Here is a 16,533-nt window from a genome sequence, read left to right on the forward strand (position 1 = left end):
GGCGCGAAAGCGGGTGAACAAATCCCGCGCAGAGGAGTAGAATGTATTGTGCGCTGCGCAATGAGGCGTCGTGCAGCGGATCTCGACGGCGTATGGCGGGTACTCGAACGAGCGGCAGGTACGAGGTCGATATGGTGCTCGCGGCTGGCCATCGCCACCAGTGCGTGCGACAGCCGGAAGGCGGCGCCGGTGCAGCGACGGAAGCGGATTCGGTGAAACATCGGTGGCCGCCCTGACGGCGGCACCAGGGTAAGCGCGGGTGGCCCGCTGCGGGCCGCTTCTTTTTTGACTCAGGTAGCACGTCTAATTGCTGGAGGTTGGAAAAATGAATGCACTGCTAAGGGAAATGCCGGATTTCACCACGAGCTGGTGGAGGTATACGCTGGCGATGATGCGCGCTTCGAACCGAGAGGTCAGCGAGTTCAACGACAACCTGTTCATTGCCGCGCACATCGCGATGACCGCCGCCCGCGACAATCCGTTGAGCATGATGGAGACTTTCGAAATCCTCGAGCACAACGTCGGCATGGCGCGCAAGGGGCTTGCCGGCATGCAGGACAAGATGGCCGACTATGCCTTTGACCAGATGGAGGAGGCGACCCGCGCCTTCCTCAACACGGTGATGAACGCGGAAGGCGAGAAGCTCGGCGGCTACATGCGGCGTGAGGCCGAAGTGATGGAAGCCGTATCCAACTTCAACGAGCAGATCGAGGCGATCGCCGACGAGTTCGGCTTCCACTTCAACACCTCGAACTACAAGCTGGTGCATGAAACCGACGCCTTCGAGCTCTATCAGGTCCTGCCGCTGAAGAAGGGCGTCGAGGTGCGCAAGGATCTCAAGCCGGTGATCCTCGTGCCGCCGTACATGCTCGGCGTCCATATCCTGTCCTTCCTGCCGTACGAGAACAAGAGCTACAGCCACTCCTTCGCCAACGAGGGCATCCCGACCTACGTCCGCGTCGTCAAGGACATCATGACCGTCGAGAAGGTCCAGATGATGACTCCGGAGCAGGACTGCGAGCAGACCCGAGAACTCTGCGCCAAGGTCATGGAGCTCAACAGTGGCAGGAAGGTGACCCTCAACGGCACCTGCCAGGGTGGCTACATCTGCCTGATGAACGTGCTCTCGGGCAAGCTGCAGGACGTCTGCGACGCGCTGATCACCAACGTGACGCCGGTCGACGGCACCTACAGCGACGCCATCAGCGGCATGCCGACGATGCACCATGACTTCATCACGACGACGCTGCCGAGCGGCAACAAGGTGGCCAATGGCTATCTGCTGAGCCTCGGCATGCGCTTCGTCGCCATCGACCGCGAGTCGCCGCTGGTCAAGGTGCTCGACCAGGCCTCGCTGCAGCGCGCCACCGACCTCAACCCGGGCAAGACGCCGGCCGCGCTCTTCCGCTGGCTGCTCAAGGAGCGCGTACACCTGCCGCTGGCGATCGCCAACATGAGTTCGCACACCTTCCAGGATCCGATCGCCGACGACGGCACGCTGCCGGTCAAGCTGTTCGACAAGCCGCTCAACATCAAGAACCTGATCGACCTCAAGGTGCCGTGGTACCAGAACTACGCGATCAAGGACGACCTCGTCACGCCGCCCTGCGCCACCGCCGGCAACAAGTTCCTCGAGGGCTGGGACGGCCTCGAGTCGGTCGCCTTCTTCGGCGGCCACGTCGCCATCCTGACCAGCCCGTACGGCAAGAAGTCGCCGGTCAACGGCGCCTTCAAGGACGCCAACGGAAAGGATGTGCGCGGCCCGGTCAAGTTCCAGATGGACATCTCCTGAAGCTCCTCCCGGCAATCCCTGTCGGCCCCCGCCGCGGAACACGGCGGGGGCCGCACGCCAACAGTGCTCCCGTGCCGACCGCCGGAGAACGGGAGCTGCACGCCCCTTTCGCAAATTCCACCACAGGAGTTTCCTGCTCATGACCTACGTCAACATCATCACCGAGACACGCGGCAAAGTCGGCCTGATCACGCTCAACCGCCCAAAGGCGCTCAATGCCCTGAACGATGACCTGATGAACGAACTGGGCGACGCCCTCCGAGGCTACGAGGCTGACGAGAACATCGGCGCCATCGTCATCACCGGTTCCGACAAGGCCTTCGCTGCCGGCGCCGACATCACGGTGATGCAGTCTCTGTCGTACATGGAGGCCTACAAGGGTGACTTCATCACCCGCAACTGGGACACGCTGAAGAGCTGCCGCAAGCCCGTGATCGCTGCCGTCGCCGGTTATGCTCTCGGCGGTGGCTGCGAACTGGCGATGATGTGTGACATCATCCTGGCCGCCGATACCGCGCAGTTCGGGCAACCGGAAGTTCGCCTCGGCATCCTGCCGGGTGCCGGCGGCACGCAGCGCCTGCCGCGGGCGATCTCGAAGGCGAAGGCGATGGAAATGTGCCTGGCCTCACGCAACATCGACGCCGTCGAGGCCGAACGCGCCGGCCTCGTTTCGCGCATCGTTCCCGCCGACAAGCTGCTCGACGAGGCGATGGCGACCGCCAGCAAGATCGCCAGCTTCTCGCTGCCGGTCGTGCTGATGATCAAGGAGTGCATCAACCGGTCGTATGAGAGCTCGCTCGCCGAGGGACTGCTCTTCGAACGCCGCACCTTCCACTCGGCGTTCGCGCTCGACGATCAGAAGGAGGGCATGGCAGCCTTCGTCGAGAAGCGCAAGCCCGTCTTCAGCAACCGCTGACCGCCGCAGTCAGTTCACTGCCACCGGCAGTCGCCCCCCCGCCAACTTCGCCGGCGGGCACGCCCGCAGACGGGCGTCGCCCGGCCGGCGACGGTTTGCCCGGCGCTCAGCAGGGCGCCAGATCGACAGCGTCCTCGATCACGACCTGCTCGACCCAGGCGCTGGCATGCACGGTGCTGTACGTGTTCGAATAGGCAGCGACTTCGAGCGTCAGCGTCACCGTCCGATTGGCAAATCGCGCCAGGTCGATGCCCGACTGGCGCAACCACTCGCTCTCCTGGTGCAGCATGCCGATCGCCGTCACCTCATCGACGACGATGCCGTCGATCAGTATGCGGAAGCTGGCACTGGTGTAATCGTTTACCGCGGCGCTGAGATCGAGTCGCCGCAGGTAGCTCAACTCGGGCCGCGGGCCCAGTTCGATGCGGCGCGAGATCGAGTGCGCGTGCGGCCCGAGCGCACCCCGCTCGCCAGAGGAAGCGTGGCCGTGGAGCGTCGAACCACCGCGAAACGCGCGCGGGTCATCGCGCAGCAGATCCCAGCCGTCGCCTTCCCAACCGGCAGCCTGCAACCGTGCTGCCGGCGTCGTCGCCGCAGCGGCACGCTGGCTGACCGACTTCAACGCGCCTGCTGCCTCGAGCGCCGTCGAGATGATCCCGGGTACGTCGATGCCCAGCGGCGCGCCGCTGCCCGCACGGCCGGCCGTGGTACCACTCTTGAGGAGGCCCGCAGCCTCCAGCGAAGCGGAAATGATGCCGTGCACGTCGAGACCCAAAGGCCGGCGCCTACCGGCGCCCTGCTCCGGACCCGCCGTGCCGTGGCCGTCTTCCGGTGCCGAGCGGGCTGCATGCTCCGGCGCGCAACCGGGGCTGGCCAGCGACGCCGGGCTCGCCTGCCCGGCTGCCGCTGCGCCAGCTGACGCGTCGCCATCCGCGGGCGTCGCCGCTGCCGCTGCTTTCGCCTCGTTCGTCGCCTGTACCGGCAGTTCGGCAAGCAGCCCCCAGAAGTCGGCGATGCGATGCGTCGACGAAATCCCGACGGCGTTGAAGAACGGTGCCGCGGTACCGCACTGGTGCGGCGCCGGACCGGGATCGAGCGCGGCGCCGTGCGCCATGCCGGTAATGGTGTAGGACTCGATGACCTCCTCACCGGCGGGCGAAAGCCAGACCCGGCGCGGGTAGCCGTTGACGCTCATCTCCAGTGTCGGCTGCAACGGCAGTTCGTGCAGGTGGCTCCACTGCTTGATCAGCTCTTCGGCGTTGACCGGCTTCACTGCCGTATCGGCATCGCCATGCCAGACCGACAGCCTCGGCCACGGCCCCTGGTGCGGCGAGGCCGCGCGCACGCGCTCGCCCCACTCGGCCGGCGCCAGGTTGCGGCCCTGGAAGATCGTCTCCAGCCCTTCCTGCATCCCCTTCGCCGCCCGATACGGAACACCGGCGATCACCGCGCCACCGGCGAAGAGATCAGGATGCGTCGCCAGCATCACGGCCGTCATCGCACCGCCGGAAGAGGTCCCGGTGACGTAGATGCGACGCCGGTCGAGCGAGTGGGAGGCCAGCATGTGCTCGACCATCTGCCGGATCGACTCCGGTTCGCCCTGGCTGCGCTCGAGATCCTCGGGCTTGAACCAGTTGAAGCAGCGCAGCGGGTTGTTGTTCCATTGCTGCTGCGGCAGCAGGAGCGCAAAGCCGTGACGATCGGCGAGCGTCGACCAGCCGCTGCCCTTGTTGTACGAAGCCGCGCTCTGCGTGCAGCCGTGCAGGACGACGACCAGCGGTGCCTGCGGCGGCAGCGCAGCGGGAAGGTACTCGTACATCCGCAGTTCGCCGGGATTGGAGCCAAAGCCGGAGACCTCGCGCAGCCGGCTCTCCTGCCGGTCGACCTGTTCCGACCACGCCTGTACGGCGGCCAGGGCGGTCAGTAGCTTCTCCCAGCGGCTGCCATGCGGCGTCTTCGCCGCGAGTTGTGCCATCCTGGCGATCGAGGCCACCTTGTGGCCCAGTTTGTTGAGCATCGGATTACTCCTGTTGTCGGTTACGGTGGTGAGCATGCCGATCTCGAGCAGTTTGCGGACCGGCAGGAAGACGGCGTGAAAGAGACCCGGGTCGGCGGTTCCGCCCCGTTGTGGATCAAGCCAGGCCGGCGGCGGCGATTCGCCGCTGAGGCCGTAGTTGTGACTGACGACGGCACGGCGGCCCTGCCACCAGCTGCTGAACTGCAGCGAGGCAACCGGACAGCCACGATTGACCCAGACGCCGAACAATTCGCTGGCAACGAGTGCCCGTGTGTCGTCTGCGCTGGCGAGCTCAAGCAGAGCGGCCAGCGCGTCGGCGAATGACAGGCCCTCGAGGGCCATCCAGCACACCGGCGGTTCGCTACCGGCAGCCGACAGCGCCGGCCCGAAAAGCACCCGTGGCGTGCTGCCACCCGGCGCGATCGGCGTCGGCCGCAGGTCGGCGTAGCAGCGAATGGCCTCGATGGTCTGCGACTGCTGCGGCGCGGCCATCGCCCCGAGCAGCAACTGCGCAGCGTACTGCGGCGTCGCCGGCGGCGAGCCGCGACCCCTTGGGCCAGGAGCCACCAGTCCACCGGTGACCATCAAGGTGACGCGAAAGCGCAGATCGCGCCGCGACTCACCAAGAATGTCGGCCAGTCGTTCGCTGAATTCGTAGCGTGCAAGTCCGTTCGTCATGCAGCAACGATAGCACCCTTCGCGAGCTATTGCACGCATTTTTTAGTAAGTGCAGTGTTTTCATTTTTACATCCCCTTGCCGGCTCGTCCTGGTGACAGACACCATCGGTGAGAGGTCGCCGCGACACGCTGCGCGCCATCCGGCGGAAGCTCGCAGACGTCCGCCGGCGCCTGCGGCCGCGAGGATTCTGTTAGGATGGCCGAGCCCCGGTGCCCGAACGCAGCCACGCAGCCTCCTCCAAGCAAACCATCCGAGCCCAGACGATGATCGATCTCTATACTGCTGCGACCCCGAACGGCCACAAGATCTCGATCGCCCTCGAAGAGCTGGCGCTGCCGTATGCGGTGCACACGCTCGATCTGGCGCAACGAGAGCAGAAGCAGCCATGGTTTCTGGCGATCAACCCGAATGGCCGGATTCCGGCGATCATCGATCGTGCGGCGGCCGATTTCGTCGTCTTCGAGTCGGGCGCGATCCTGATCTACCTCGCCGAGAAGACCGGACGCCTGCTGCCAGATGATGCCTGCGGCCGCTCGCGCGTCCTGCAGTGGCTGATGTTCCAGATCGGCGGCGTCGGCCCGATGATGGGCCAGGCAAACGTCTTCTTCCGCTACCTGCCGGAGAAGATCCAGCCGGCGATCGATCGTTACCAGGGCGAATGCCGTCGGCTCTTCCAGGTCCTCGACGGCCATCTGCGTGACAACGAGTTCCTCGCCGGCGACTACTCGATCGCCGACATAGCCAACTGGGCCTGGGTGCGAACGCATCGCTGGTCCGGCGTCGAAGTCGACGACCTGCCACACCTGCTGCGCTGGCTGGAGCGCATTCGCGCGCGACCGGCAGTGCAGAAGGGAATCAACACACCACCCTCGCCGATCAACCGCGACGCCAGTGATGAGGAGTCCCGGCGCTTCGTCGAGGAAGCCCGCCAGATGGTCGATATGGGCCAGCCGCCGCGGCCTGGCGGCTGATGCCGGACGACCGTCTTGTCGCCAGGAGTTGCCCTTTGCCACCGGTTGCCCAAAGTCTTGCGAGGAACCCATGAAACTTTTCATCTCAGCGCGTGCCCCCAATCCGCGCCGCGTCCTGATGTTCATTGCCGAGAAGGGCCTGCAGGGAATCGAGACGGAACTCGTCGACCTGTCTCGGGGCGAGCATCTTCAGGCAGCCTTTCGTGCACGCAGTCCCCTCGCCAAGGTGCCCGCCCTGGAACTCGACGACGGCCGCACGCTCGGCGAGTCGCGGGCGATCTGCACCTACCTCGAGGGACTGGCACCGGACCCCAACCTGATGGGTCGCGATTTCGCCGAACGTGCCTTCATCGAAATGGCCGACCGGCGGGTCGAGTTCTATCTCTTCGGCTGCATCGCCAACTGGATCCGCCACTGCCACCCCGGATTGGCGCCGCTCGAACAACCGCAGTTTCCGGACTTTGGCCGTTCGCAGGGTGAGAAGCTGCGCGAAGTCGCGCGCTGGCTCGATGGCGCGCTCGAGCAGCAGTCCTTCGTTGCCGGCAACCGCTTCACCATTGCCGACATCACCGCTTTCTGCGCCATCGAGTTTGCGCGCGGCCTGATGCGCTTCCAGCCCGGAGAGGAAGACATGAGCCATCTGCAGGCGTGGCGCGACCGTATCGCCGCACGCTCCAGCGCCAGCTCGTGACCGACACCGGCATCCGCCCGTCTGCCGCTCCTCGCGCCCAACGACAGACGCCGGACGCATGCTGACCCAGCCGACCCAACGGACGATAGCGATGACCCGATACGACCTGCACATCCTGCGGCAGCCGGCAGCCACGCCGGCCCGCTGCCCGCCGCTGCTCTTCCTGCATGGCGGCTACGTGGACGCGAGATGCTGGCAGCCGAACTTCCTCTCCTGCTTCGCCAGCCGCGGCTACGACTGCCACGCAGTCGACCTGCCCGGACACGGCCGCAGCGAGGGGCGCGAGTGTCTCGACCGGCTTGGCCTCGACGACTACCTCGCCGCGCTCAAGCCAGTGGTCGAAGAACTGGGCAGCCGGCCAGTGGTCATCGGCCACTCGATGGGCGCCCTCCTCGCCGAGCGCTTGCTCGAGGGGTCGCTGGCCGAGGCCGCGGTCCTGATGTCGCCGGTACCGCCAGGCGGGACGCTCGAGTCATCCATCAGCCTGTTCCTGCGCCACCCGGGATTCATCGCTGCCGTGGCACGCATGAGCAGCGGTGTCTGCGACGAGGAAGGACTGCGCCTCCTGCGCGACATCTACTTCACGCCGGCAACCGAGCCCGAAGAACTGCTGCAACTGACGGCGATCGTGCAGCCGGAGTCCGCCCGCGCCATCGCCGACATGGCAATGCTGGGCTGGCACTGGCCGCGGCGGCCTTGCCGACGACCCGTCCTGGTGCTTGGCGGCGAACTGGACATGGTCTTTCCGCCGCACCAGGTCCGCCGCGTCGCCCGCCGCTGGCAGGCCGAACTCGAGATCATCCCGGGCGCCGGGCACGCGATGATCCTCGATCACCATTGGCGGAGCTGTGCCGCGCGCATCCTCGGCTGGCTGCAGCGTCTCGCTGCGACTGCCCCGACGGCGACGGTAGCCGCCGGGACGAACGGACACGGCGTCGGGGTGAATGGTGCCGGGGTCGGCTAGCGGCGTATAATCGGGGCTCCGACCAACAGCAGAGAGATCACGAACATGGGCCTGGATCGCGTGCCCTCAGGCAAGTCGCTTCCCAATGATTTCAACGTCATCATCGAGATTCCGATGCATTCCGATCCGGTGAAGTACGAGGTGGACAAGGAGAGTGGGGCGGTCTTCGTTGACCGCTTCATGGCGACCGCCATGCACTATCCCTGCAACTATGGCTACATTCCGCACACCATCGCCGGCGACGGCGACCCGGTCGACGTGCTGGTGGTGGCGCAGTTTGCCCTGCCGCCCGGAGTCGTCGTTCGCTGCCGACCGATCGGCCTGCTGGCGATGGAGGACGAGGCCGGCCCAGACGGCAAGCTCCTCGCCGTTCCCGTGGACAGCCTGACGCCAATGTATCGCGACATCGAGTCGCCGCGCGACTTTCCGCAGATCGTCCTCGACCAGATTGCCCATTTCTTCGCCCATTACAAGGATCTCGAGCGCGGCAAGTTCGTCAAGATAGTCGGCTGGCTCGGCTCTGACGAAGCCAAGAAGGAGATCATGGACGGCGTGAAGGCCTACGCCCAGGCGAAGGAAAAGCCGGCGTTCTAGATCCTTGCACGCCGCATCTCCAATGGAGGGGCGCGCGAGCGCCCCTTTTGCCGGGAGCCATCCAGATGTCAGCACGAATTGCCATTGCCCAGATCAACGCCACGGTCGGCGACTTCAGCGGCAACCGCGCGCGCATCGTCGAATTTGCCCGCCGCGCCCGACAGCAGAACGCCGACCTGCTGCTGACGCCGGAACTCGCACTGTGCGGTTACCCACCCGAAGATCTCCTGCTGCGCGACGACTTCTGCAGCGCCTGCGACAGCGAACTGATGGTGCTCGCCGATGAACTACCCGACATCGCCGTTCTCGTCGGCCACCCCGAGCAGCGCGACGGAAAGCGCTACAATGCAGCCACACTGCTCCGCGGCGGCCACCGGGTCGCCACCTACTACAAGCAGCGGCTGCCCAGTTACGAGGTCTTCGACGAGGAGCGCTACTTCGATTCGGGTGACGCACCCTGCGTGCTGACGCTGAACGGCCTGCGCTGTGGCGTCAATATCTGCGCCGACGTCTGGGAAGCCGGCGCGGCCGACCTGGCCCGCGAGGCTGGCGCCGACGTGCTGCTCGTCCTCAACGCCTCGCCCTACCACATCGGCAAGCGCGAGCGGCGCACCGAGGTCCTGCGGCAGCGGATCAGCAGCACCGGCTTGCCGGTCGTCTACGCCAATCTCGCCGGTGGCCAGGATGAACTGGTCTTCGACGGCGGCTCGTTCGTCCTCGACTCGCGCGGGAAGCTCTGCTGCCAGTTGCCGCAGTTCGAGGAGGCTCTGGGGATCGTCGACTTCGTCGATGGCGAGCCGCAGCCGGCGACCATCGTCACCCCGCCCTGCCAGGAGGCCGAAATCTACCAGGCGCTGGTCCTCGGCGTGCGCGACTACCTCGGCAAGAACGGCTTCCCCGGTGCCATCATCGGCCTCTCCGGCGGCATCGACTCGGCGCTCACCCTCTGCGTTGCCGTCGATGCGCTGGGTGCGGACAAGGTGCGGGCAGTGATGATGCCATCCCCCTATACGGCCGAACTGAGCCTCAGCGAAGCACGCGAGATGGTGCGCCTGCTCGGTGTGCGCTACGACGAGATCGCCATCGAACCGGCGATGCACACCCTGGCGGGCATGCTCGAGGCCCAGTTCGCCGGCCTGCCGGCCGACACGACCGAGGAGAACCTGCAGGCGCGGATTCGCGGCATGATCCTCATGGCCCTGTCGAACAAGACGGGTTCGCTGGTGCTGACGACCGGCAACAAGTCGGAAATGGCGGTCGGCTACTGCACCCTCTATGGCGACATGGCCGGCGGCTTCGCGGTCATCAAGGACATCGTCAAGACTCTCGTCTACCGCATCTCGCGCTGGCGCAATACCTGTTCACATGTCATTCCCGAACGGATCATCAGCCGCCCGCCATCGGCCGAGCTGAAGCCCGACCAGACCGACCAGGACAGCCTGCCGCCCTACGCAGTACTCGACGCCATCGTCGAGGCCTACATGGAGAAGGACCTCAGCCCGCGCCAGATCGTTGCCCAGGGCTTTGCCGAAGCCGATGTGCGACGGGTCGTCCACCTGCTGAAGATCAGCGAGTACAAGCGCCGCCAGGCCCCGGTCGGCATCCGCGTCACGCAGCGCGGTTTCGGCAAGGACTGGCGTTACCCGATCACCAACCGCTATCGTGACCCCTACTGATCACTTGTGGTTCGACGATTTCTGATAGGATTTCCTTGCCATCTTTCCAGGAGACGACGCCATGAAGAAAATTGAAGCGATCATCAAACCGTTCAAGCTCGACGAGGTCCGTGAGGCATTGTCCGAAATCGGCGTCACCGGCCTGACCGTCACCGAGGTCAAGGGCTTCGGCCGCCAGAAGGGCCACACCGAACTCTATCGCGGAGCGGAGTATGTGGTCGATTTCCTGCCAAAAGTGAAGATCGAAGTCGTCGTCACGGATTCCGCCGCCGAGGGTGCCATCGATGCGATCGTCAAGGCCGCACGCACGGGCAAGATCGGCGACGGAAAGATTTTCGTCAGCAACGTCGAGCAGGTCGTGCGCATCCGGACCGGCGAGGTCGACGAGTCGGCCATCTGAGCTGGTGCGGCCCCGCGCCGCAACCCCGTCTGTGGCAACGGCTTCGCCTCAACCGCTGCTGTTCGGGCCTATCGACGGCCAGCCTTCAGCAACACCCACAGGGCGCCGTCACCGCCGTCGCTCGGCGGCGCGTGACAGAAAGCGAGGACATCCCGGTGGCGACCCAGCCAGGTCTTGACCAGTTGCCGAAGGATCGCTTCGCGCCCCGGCGAGCCGTGACCGCGCCCATGCACGATGCGCAGGCAACGCTTGCCCGTACTCCGTGCCTCGGCAACGAAACGCGCCACCTCGGCATGCGCCTGCTGCCGGTTCAGTCCGTGCAGGTCGATGTGGTCCTGAATGCTCCAGCGGCCGCGCCGCAGATCGCGCAATACGCCGCGCGGCACGCCGCAGCGCAGGAATGAGTCGGCGCCACCGAGATCGAGCCAGTCATCGATGGCCACCGCACCCTGCAGGAGTTCGCCGAGTACGGCCGCTTCGTCCATCTCGCGCTGTCGCGGCCGCGGACTCGGTTTCGGCCCATCGAGACTGACCCGGTCGGGCTTGCGCAGCGGCCGCGCACCGTCCACGGCGGCGAGGAAGGCTGCCAGGTCCTCCGTAGTGTGACGGCTGAACTGACTCATTGCCTGCCTCGCTCCCCATGCCTCTGGCGAAGCTGCGCGCACTACCGGGCGACGGCGCAGGCGAGAGGTCAGCCCGCCAGACCGAGACCGTCGAGATAGCGCTCGGCGTCGAGCGCCGCCATGCAGCCGCTGCCGGCGGAGGTGCACGCCTGGCGGTAGATGTGGTCCTGCACGTCGCCCGCGGCGAAGACACCGGCGACCGAAGTCGCTGTGGCGTTACCCTGGTGTCCGCCCTGCGTCAGCAGGTAACCGCCTTCCATCGCCAACTGACCGGCAAAAAGCTCGGTGTTCGGCTTGTGGCCGATGGCGATGAAGACACCCAGCAGCGGCAGGTCTTCGGTCGTGTTCGTCAGCGTGCTGCGTATGCGGATGCCGGTTACCCCGGACTGGTCGCCGAGGACCTCGTCGAGGGTGCAGTTCCAGCGAATCGTCACCTTGCCCGCCTTTTCCCGGGCGAACAGCTTGTCCTGCAGGATCTTCTCGCTGCGCAAGCGGTCACGCCGGTGCACCAGCGTCACGTGACTGGCGATGTTGGCCAGATACAGCGCTTCCTCGACGGCGGTGTTGCCGCCACCGATGACCGCCACCGCTTGCCCGCGGTAGAAGAAACCGTCGCAGGTCGCGCAGGCCGACACCCCGCGACCGGCAAAGACCTCCTCGGACGGCAGGCCCAGATACTGCGCCGACGCGCCGGTCGCGATGATCAACGCGTCGCAGGTGTAGCTCGCCATGTCGCCGACGAGCGTGAATGGCCGTTCGCTGACGTGCGCCGTGTGGATGTGGTCGAAGACGATCTCGGTCTCGAAGCGTCGGGCGTGCTCTTCGAAGCGCTGCATCAATTCCGGTCCCTGGACGCCCTGCGCGTCGGCCGGCCAGTTGTCGACGTCGGTCGTCGTCATCAACTGCCCGCCCTGTGCCATGCCGGTGACCAGCACCGGCTTCAGGTTGGCACGTGCGGCATAGACCGCGGCAGTGTAGCCGGCGGGGCCAGAGCCCAGGATCAGCAGGCGGCAGTGGCGGGTTGCTTGGTTCATGATGGGTCACTCTCCGGATGAGTCAGCAAAAATTATAACCGCCATCGCTCGTCGGTCTGCTCCCGTCGCGAAGACCGGTTAACGTCGGGACCCTGCAAAGTGCCTTATAATCGGCCTGCAAGCCCTTGATAGAAATCACATCACTTGACGGAAGAATCGCCCATGAACACTCAGGTCGAGCAGCCCAGGAGAGGCCCCAGTCTCACCCTGCTGCACAGCATCCCGATTTTTGCCGGAGTCCCCGATTCCCAGCTCGAGCAGATCGCCAAGGTTGCCTTTCACCGCCGGGTCGCGCGCCAGACGACGATCGTTCGTGCCGGCGACAGCACGGACTCCCTCTACGTCCTGATCAGCGGTGGCGCCAAGGTACTCAACAGTGACGAAGAGGGCCGCGAAGTGATCCTGACCCTGCTTGGCCCCGGCGAGTTCTTTGGCGAAATGGGCCTGATCGACGGCAGCCCACGGTCGGCGGACGTCGTCGCCACCGAAGCCTGCGAGCTGCTGGTGATCACCAAGGGTGACTTCAAGCGCTGCCTGGCGGAGAACTTCGACCTCTGCCTGAACATCATGAAGAGCCTGGTGCAGCGGTTGCGCGAGGCCGACCGCAACATCGAGAGCCTAGCGTTGCTCGACGTGTACGGCCGCGTCGCCAAGCTGCTGCTCGATTTCTCCGAGGAAGAGCGCGGGCAGCGCGTCATCCGGCGCCGGGTGACGAAACAGGATATCGCCAAGATGATCGGTGCCTCGCGCGAGATGGTCAGCCGCGTCATGAAGGACCTCGAGAACCGGGGCTATTTTCGTGTCGAGGAAGGTCGCACGGTCATTCTCGACAAGCGATCGCCCGCTTCGATCAGCGCCCAGCGCTCCTGACGGAATTTCTTGCAGAACCCGGCAATGGCATTGTTGAGCAAACTCGGCAGCAGGATTCCCTACCCGTCCCGAACAGCGAGTCCGCTGCCGGAGAAGATCGCCGTCCTGCTGCGCGAATCGCGCTGGCTCGTCCTGATCGTTGTCGCCAGCTTCATCGCCCTCTCGCTCTGGGGTTACAACCGGGCCGATCCCGGCTGGTCGCACGCCGTACACAGCAGCACGCTGCACAACCCGGCCGGGCGCAGCGGCGCCTGGCTCGCCGACCTGCTGCTCTACCTCTTCGGCCTCTCCGCATGGTGGTTGATCCTCCTCCTGCTGATCACGGTCGGCTGGGGCTACCGCCGGCTGGAAGGGCAGCACGCCGGCGACCGACGCCCGCTGCTGATCTCGCTCGCCGGGTTCGTCGTCCTCATCGTTGCCAGCAGCGGCCTCGAGACACTTCGCTTCTACACCCTCAAGGCCAACCTGCCGGTCGGCCCCGGTGGCATCATCGGCATCGAGCTGGGCGCCTTCGCGGTGCGCTACCTCGGCTACACGGGAGCCACCCTGGCCCTGGTGGCGATGCTGCTGCTCGGCTGGAGCATCTTTTCCGGCATGTCGTGGATCACCGCCGCGGAACGGGTCGGGACGCTCTTCGAGCGCCTGCTGCTGGCGATCCACAACCTCTACGGACGCTGGCAGGATCGGCGCATCGGCCGCGAGGTGGCGCGCGAGCGCGAAGCCGTGGTCGAACTGGAGAAACAGCGTGGCGAGGGCCATGAGGGGGCGGCGGCCGAGAAGCCGCCCGCCACCTCCCGCACGGCATCACGAACGACCCGGGGCGCCGCTCGCGACGCGGCGGTCGAGCCCGTGCTCGGCAAGCTGGCGACCGATGCAACCGACGATGGCCAGCCAACCGAGCCCTTCCTGAGCGACGCGGCAAGCGCGCCGCCGCCGAGCGCGGAAGCGGAGGCACCCGTCGCCCCGCGCGAAGCCGCAGTGCCCGCCACGCGCGTATTGCCGGTGAAAGTCGAGAAGCGGATCGACCGCGAGAAGCAGCCCCCGCTGTTTCCGGAGGCGGTCGAAGGCGGCATGCTGCCACCGTTGCACCTGCTGGAACCGGCGCCATTGCAGAGCGGCCGCGTCAGCCCGGAGACCGTCGAGTACACCTCGCGGCTCATCGAACGCAAGCTCGCCGACTTCGGCGTCCAGGTCGCCGTCACCGCCGCCTACCCGGGGCCGGTCATCACGCGCTACGAGATCGAGCCGGCGATCGGCGTCAAGGGCGCCCAGATCCTCAACCTGGCCAAGGATCTGGCGCGCTCGCTGTCGCTGGTTTCGGTGCGCGTGGTGGAGACCGTGCCCGGCAAGTCGTCGATGGCGCTCGAGCTGCCGAACCCGAAGCGACAGACGGTTCGCCTGCTGGAGATCATTTCCAGCAGGGAATACAGCGACATGAACTCGCCATTGACGATGACTCTCGGCAAGGACATCGGTGGCCAGCCGCTGGTCGTCGACCTGGCAAAGATGCCGCACCTGCTGGTGGCTGGAACGACCGGTTCGGGCAAGTCCGTCGGCATCAATGCGATGATCCTGTCGCTGCTCTACAAGTCGGAGCCGGACCAGGTGCGGCTCATCCTGGTCGACCCGAAGATGCTCGAACTGTCGATCTACGAGGGCATTCCGCACCTGCTCGCACCGGTCGTGGTGGACATGAAACAGGCCGCCAACGCGCTCAACTGGTGCGTCGGCGAGATGGAGAAGCGCTACAAGCTGATGTCCGCCATGGGAGTGCGCAACATCGCCGGTCTCAACCATCGCATTCGCGATGCCGCGCGGCATGGCGAAAGGATCACCAATCCGGTGTCGCTGACCCCGGACTCGCCCGAACCGCTGAGCGCCCTGCCCTACATCGTCGTTGTCATCGACGAACTCGCGGACCTGATGATGGTCGCCGGCAAGACCGTCGAACAGCTCATCGCCCGCCTCGCGCAGAAAGCCCGTGCCGCAGGGGTTCACCTGATTCTCGCGACGCAGCGCCCATCCGTCGACGTCATCACCGGCCTGATCAAGGCCAACATCCCGACGCGCATCTCGTTCCAGGTCTCGTCGAAGATCGACTCGCGAACGATCCTCGACCAGATGGGCGCCGAGACCCTGCTCGGCCAGGGCGACATGCTCTATCTGGCTCCCGGCACCGGCTACCCGACACGTGTGCATGGCGCCTTCGTTGCCGACGAGGAGGTCCACCGGGTCGTCGACCACCTGAAGAAGACCGGGGCACCGAATTACATCGACGCAGTGCTCACCGGCGGCGACGACGAGGACGGCGATGCCGGCGCCGGCGACGGCGGTGGCATCGAGACCGATGGCGAGGCTGACCCCGTCTATGACCAGGCGGTCGAGGTGGTATTGAAGAACCGGCGTGCTTCGATCTCGCTCGTGCAGCGGCACCTGCGGATCGGTTACAACCGTTCCGCCCGCCTGATCGAGGCGATGGAAAAAGCCGGTCTGGTTTCTGCCATGGATGCGCGCGGCGGCCGCGAAGTCCTCGCGCGCAAGGACGACGAATGATCTGGCGCCAGCCGCTCTGCCTGGCGATCTGCACCCTGGCCGTAAGCAGCGCGGCGCATGCCGCAGCGATCGACAGGTTGCAGCAATTCCTCGACACGACGCGAACGCTGCGCGCCGATTTCACGCAGACCGTCGCCGCGCGCAATGGTCGGGTGCCGCAGAAGTCCAGCGGCGTCATGATGTTCTGGCGGCCGGGCAGGTTCCGCTGGCAGATCGACAAACCCTACAGCCAGTTGGTCGTCGGCGATGGCACGAAGATCTCGATCCACGACCCGGACCTGCGCCAGGTCACCGTGCGCAAGGCCGGCGCCGCGCTCGGCGGAACACCCGCCTCGCTGCTCGCAGGTGAGCGCACGATCGACCGCGACTTCAGTCTCCGCGAAGCGGGCGAGCGCGACGGGCTCGAGTGGCTGGAGGCCACCCCCAGGGCAGCCGACAGCGGCTTCGAGAAGGTCCGCGTCGGCTTCGCCGGCAACGAACTGCGCGCCATGGAACTGCTCGACAACCTCGGCCAGACGACGACGCTGCTCTTCTCGCGCGTCGAGATCAACCCCCGCCTGGCGCCGTCGCTGTTCCGCTTCACGCCGCCGCCGAACACGGACGTGATGGGCGACTGAGCGTTTGCGGGGTTGACTTGAGGTTGCGGCACCGTATAATGCGCACTTTCCTGAAATCACGTGCGGCTTGGGCGTTGATGAAGGCGCGTAGCTCAGCTGGTTAGAGCACCACCTTGACATGGTGGGGGTCGTTGGT

The 16,533-nt window shown here is 65.9% G+C and carries 14 protein-coding genes; 11 read left to right on the plus strand and 3 right to left on the minus strand.

What is annotated here, in order from left to right; translation table 11 throughout:
* Window positions 1-325: 325 nt before the first annotated feature.
* A complete protein-coding gene (locus tag NFW30_RS08345) occupies window positions 326-1,792 on the plus strand; it encodes a metal transporter (RefSeq protein ID WP_295355143.1) in 1,467 nt (488 codons plus the stop codon).
* 139 nt (window positions 1,793-1,931) lie between these two features.
* Window positions 1,932-2,708, plus strand: coding sequence for an enoyl-CoA hydratase (locus tag NFW30_RS08350; RefSeq protein WP_295355145.1), 777 nt, complete (start codon window positions 1,932-1,934; stop codon window positions 2,706-2,708).
* A 106-nt stretch (window positions 2,709-2,814) separates the two neighbouring features.
* Here the strand turns inward: NFW30_RS08350 and NFW30_RS08355 are convergent, their stop codons facing one another.
* Window positions 2,815-5,403 (minus strand): PHB depolymerase family esterase, encoded by a 2,589-nt coding sequence (locus NFW30_RS08355; RefSeq protein WP_295355147.1) that lies wholly within the window; start codon window positions 5,401-5,403, stop codon window positions 2,815-2,817.
* A gap of 264 nt (window positions 5,404-5,667) precedes the next feature.
* Here NFW30_RS08355 and NFW30_RS08360 point away from each other — a divergent pair, with 264 nt between their 5' ends.
* From NFW30_RS08360 to NFW30_RS08385, 6 genes are all read left to right on the plus strand, one after another.
* Window positions 5,668-6,375, plus strand: a complete 708-nt coding sequence (locus NFW30_RS08360) for a glutathione S-transferase N-terminal domain-containing protein (protein WP_295355149.1) — start codon at window positions 5,668-5,670, stop codon at window positions 6,373-6,375.
* A gap of 70 nt (window positions 6,376-6,445) precedes the next feature.
* Window positions 6,446-7,066, plus strand: a complete 621-nt coding sequence (locus tag NFW30_RS08365; RefSeq protein ID WP_295355151.1) for a glutathione S-transferase family protein — start codon at window positions 6,446-6,448, stop codon at window positions 7,064-7,066.
* Window positions 7,067-7,157: 91 nt separating this feature from the next.
* Window positions 7,158-8,030 carry an alpha/beta hydrolase gene (locus NFW30_RS08370; protein ID WP_295371990.1) on the plus strand — a complete coding sequence of 291 codons (873 nt, stop codon included), beginning with the start codon at window positions 7,158-7,160 and terminating at the stop codon, window positions 8,028-8,030.
* Window positions 8,031-8,075: 45 nt separating this feature from the next.
* Window positions 8,076-8,624 carry an inorganic diphosphatase gene (gene ppa / locus NFW30_RS08375; protein WP_295355154.1) on the plus strand — a complete coding sequence of 183 codons (549 nt, stop codon included), beginning with the start codon at window positions 8,076-8,078 and terminating at the stop codon, window positions 8,622-8,624.
* A gap of 65 nt (window positions 8,625-8,689) precedes the next feature.
* Entirely contained in the window at window positions 8,690-10,300 is a 1,611-nt protein-coding gene (locus tag NFW30_RS08380; protein ID WP_295355156.1) for an NAD+ synthase, read from the plus strand.
* A gap of 61 nt (window positions 10,301-10,361) precedes the next feature.
* A complete protein-coding gene (locus NFW30_RS08385; RefSeq protein ID WP_034940402.1) occupies window positions 10,362-10,700 on the plus strand; it encodes a P-II family nitrogen regulator in 339 nt (112 codons plus the stop codon).
* A gap of 68 nt (window positions 10,701-10,768) precedes the next feature.
* Here NFW30_RS08385 and NFW30_RS08390 read toward each other — a convergent pair whose 3' ends face one another.
* Both NFW30_RS08390 and trxB read right to left on the minus strand, forming a co-directional pair.
* Window positions 10,769-11,323, minus strand: a complete 555-nt coding sequence (locus tag NFW30_RS08390) for a Smr/MutS family protein (RefSeq protein ID WP_295355159.1) — start codon at window positions 11,321-11,323, stop codon at window positions 10,769-10,771.
* Between the two features lie 68 nt (window positions 11,324-11,391).
* On the minus strand, window positions 11,392-12,357 hold the full coding sequence (trxB, locus tag NFW30_RS08395; protein WP_295355161.1) for a thioredoxin-disulfide reductase: 966 nt from the start codon (window positions 12,355-12,357) through the stop codon (window positions 11,392-11,394).
* A gap of 162 nt (window positions 12,358-12,519) precedes the next feature.
* Between trxB and NFW30_RS08400 the strand changes: the two genes are divergently transcribed.
* The 3 genes from NFW30_RS08400 to lolA are packed head-to-tail and all read left to right on the plus strand — an operon-like array spanning window position 12,520 to window position 16,397.
* Complete coding sequence (locus NFW30_RS08400) at window positions 12,520-13,227, plus strand: cyclic nucleotide-binding domain-containing protein (RefSeq protein WP_295355163.1); 708 nt, start codon at window positions 12,520-12,522, stop codon at window positions 13,225-13,227.
* 24 nt (window positions 13,228-13,251) lie between these two features.
* Window positions 13,252-15,780 (plus strand): DNA translocase FtsK 4TM domain-containing protein, encoded by a 2,529-nt coding sequence (locus NFW30_RS08405; protein ID WP_295355165.1) that lies wholly within the window; start codon window positions 13,252-13,254, stop codon window positions 15,778-15,780.
* Window positions 15,777-16,397: an outer membrane lipoprotein chaperone LolA gene (lolA, locus tag NFW30_RS08410; RefSeq protein ID WP_295355168.1), complete on the plus strand. Its 621-nt coding sequence runs from the start codon at window positions 15,777-15,779 to the stop codon at window positions 16,395-16,397. Before NFW30_RS08405 ends, lolA begins: the two co-directional genes overlap by 4 nt.
* Window positions 16,398-16,533: the final 136 nt, after the last annotated feature.

The organism is Accumulibacter sp. (assembly GCF_023806635.1).
Taxonomy (GTDB): domain Bacteria; phylum Pseudomonadota; class Gammaproteobacteria; order Burkholderiales; family Rhodocyclaceae; genus Accumulibacter.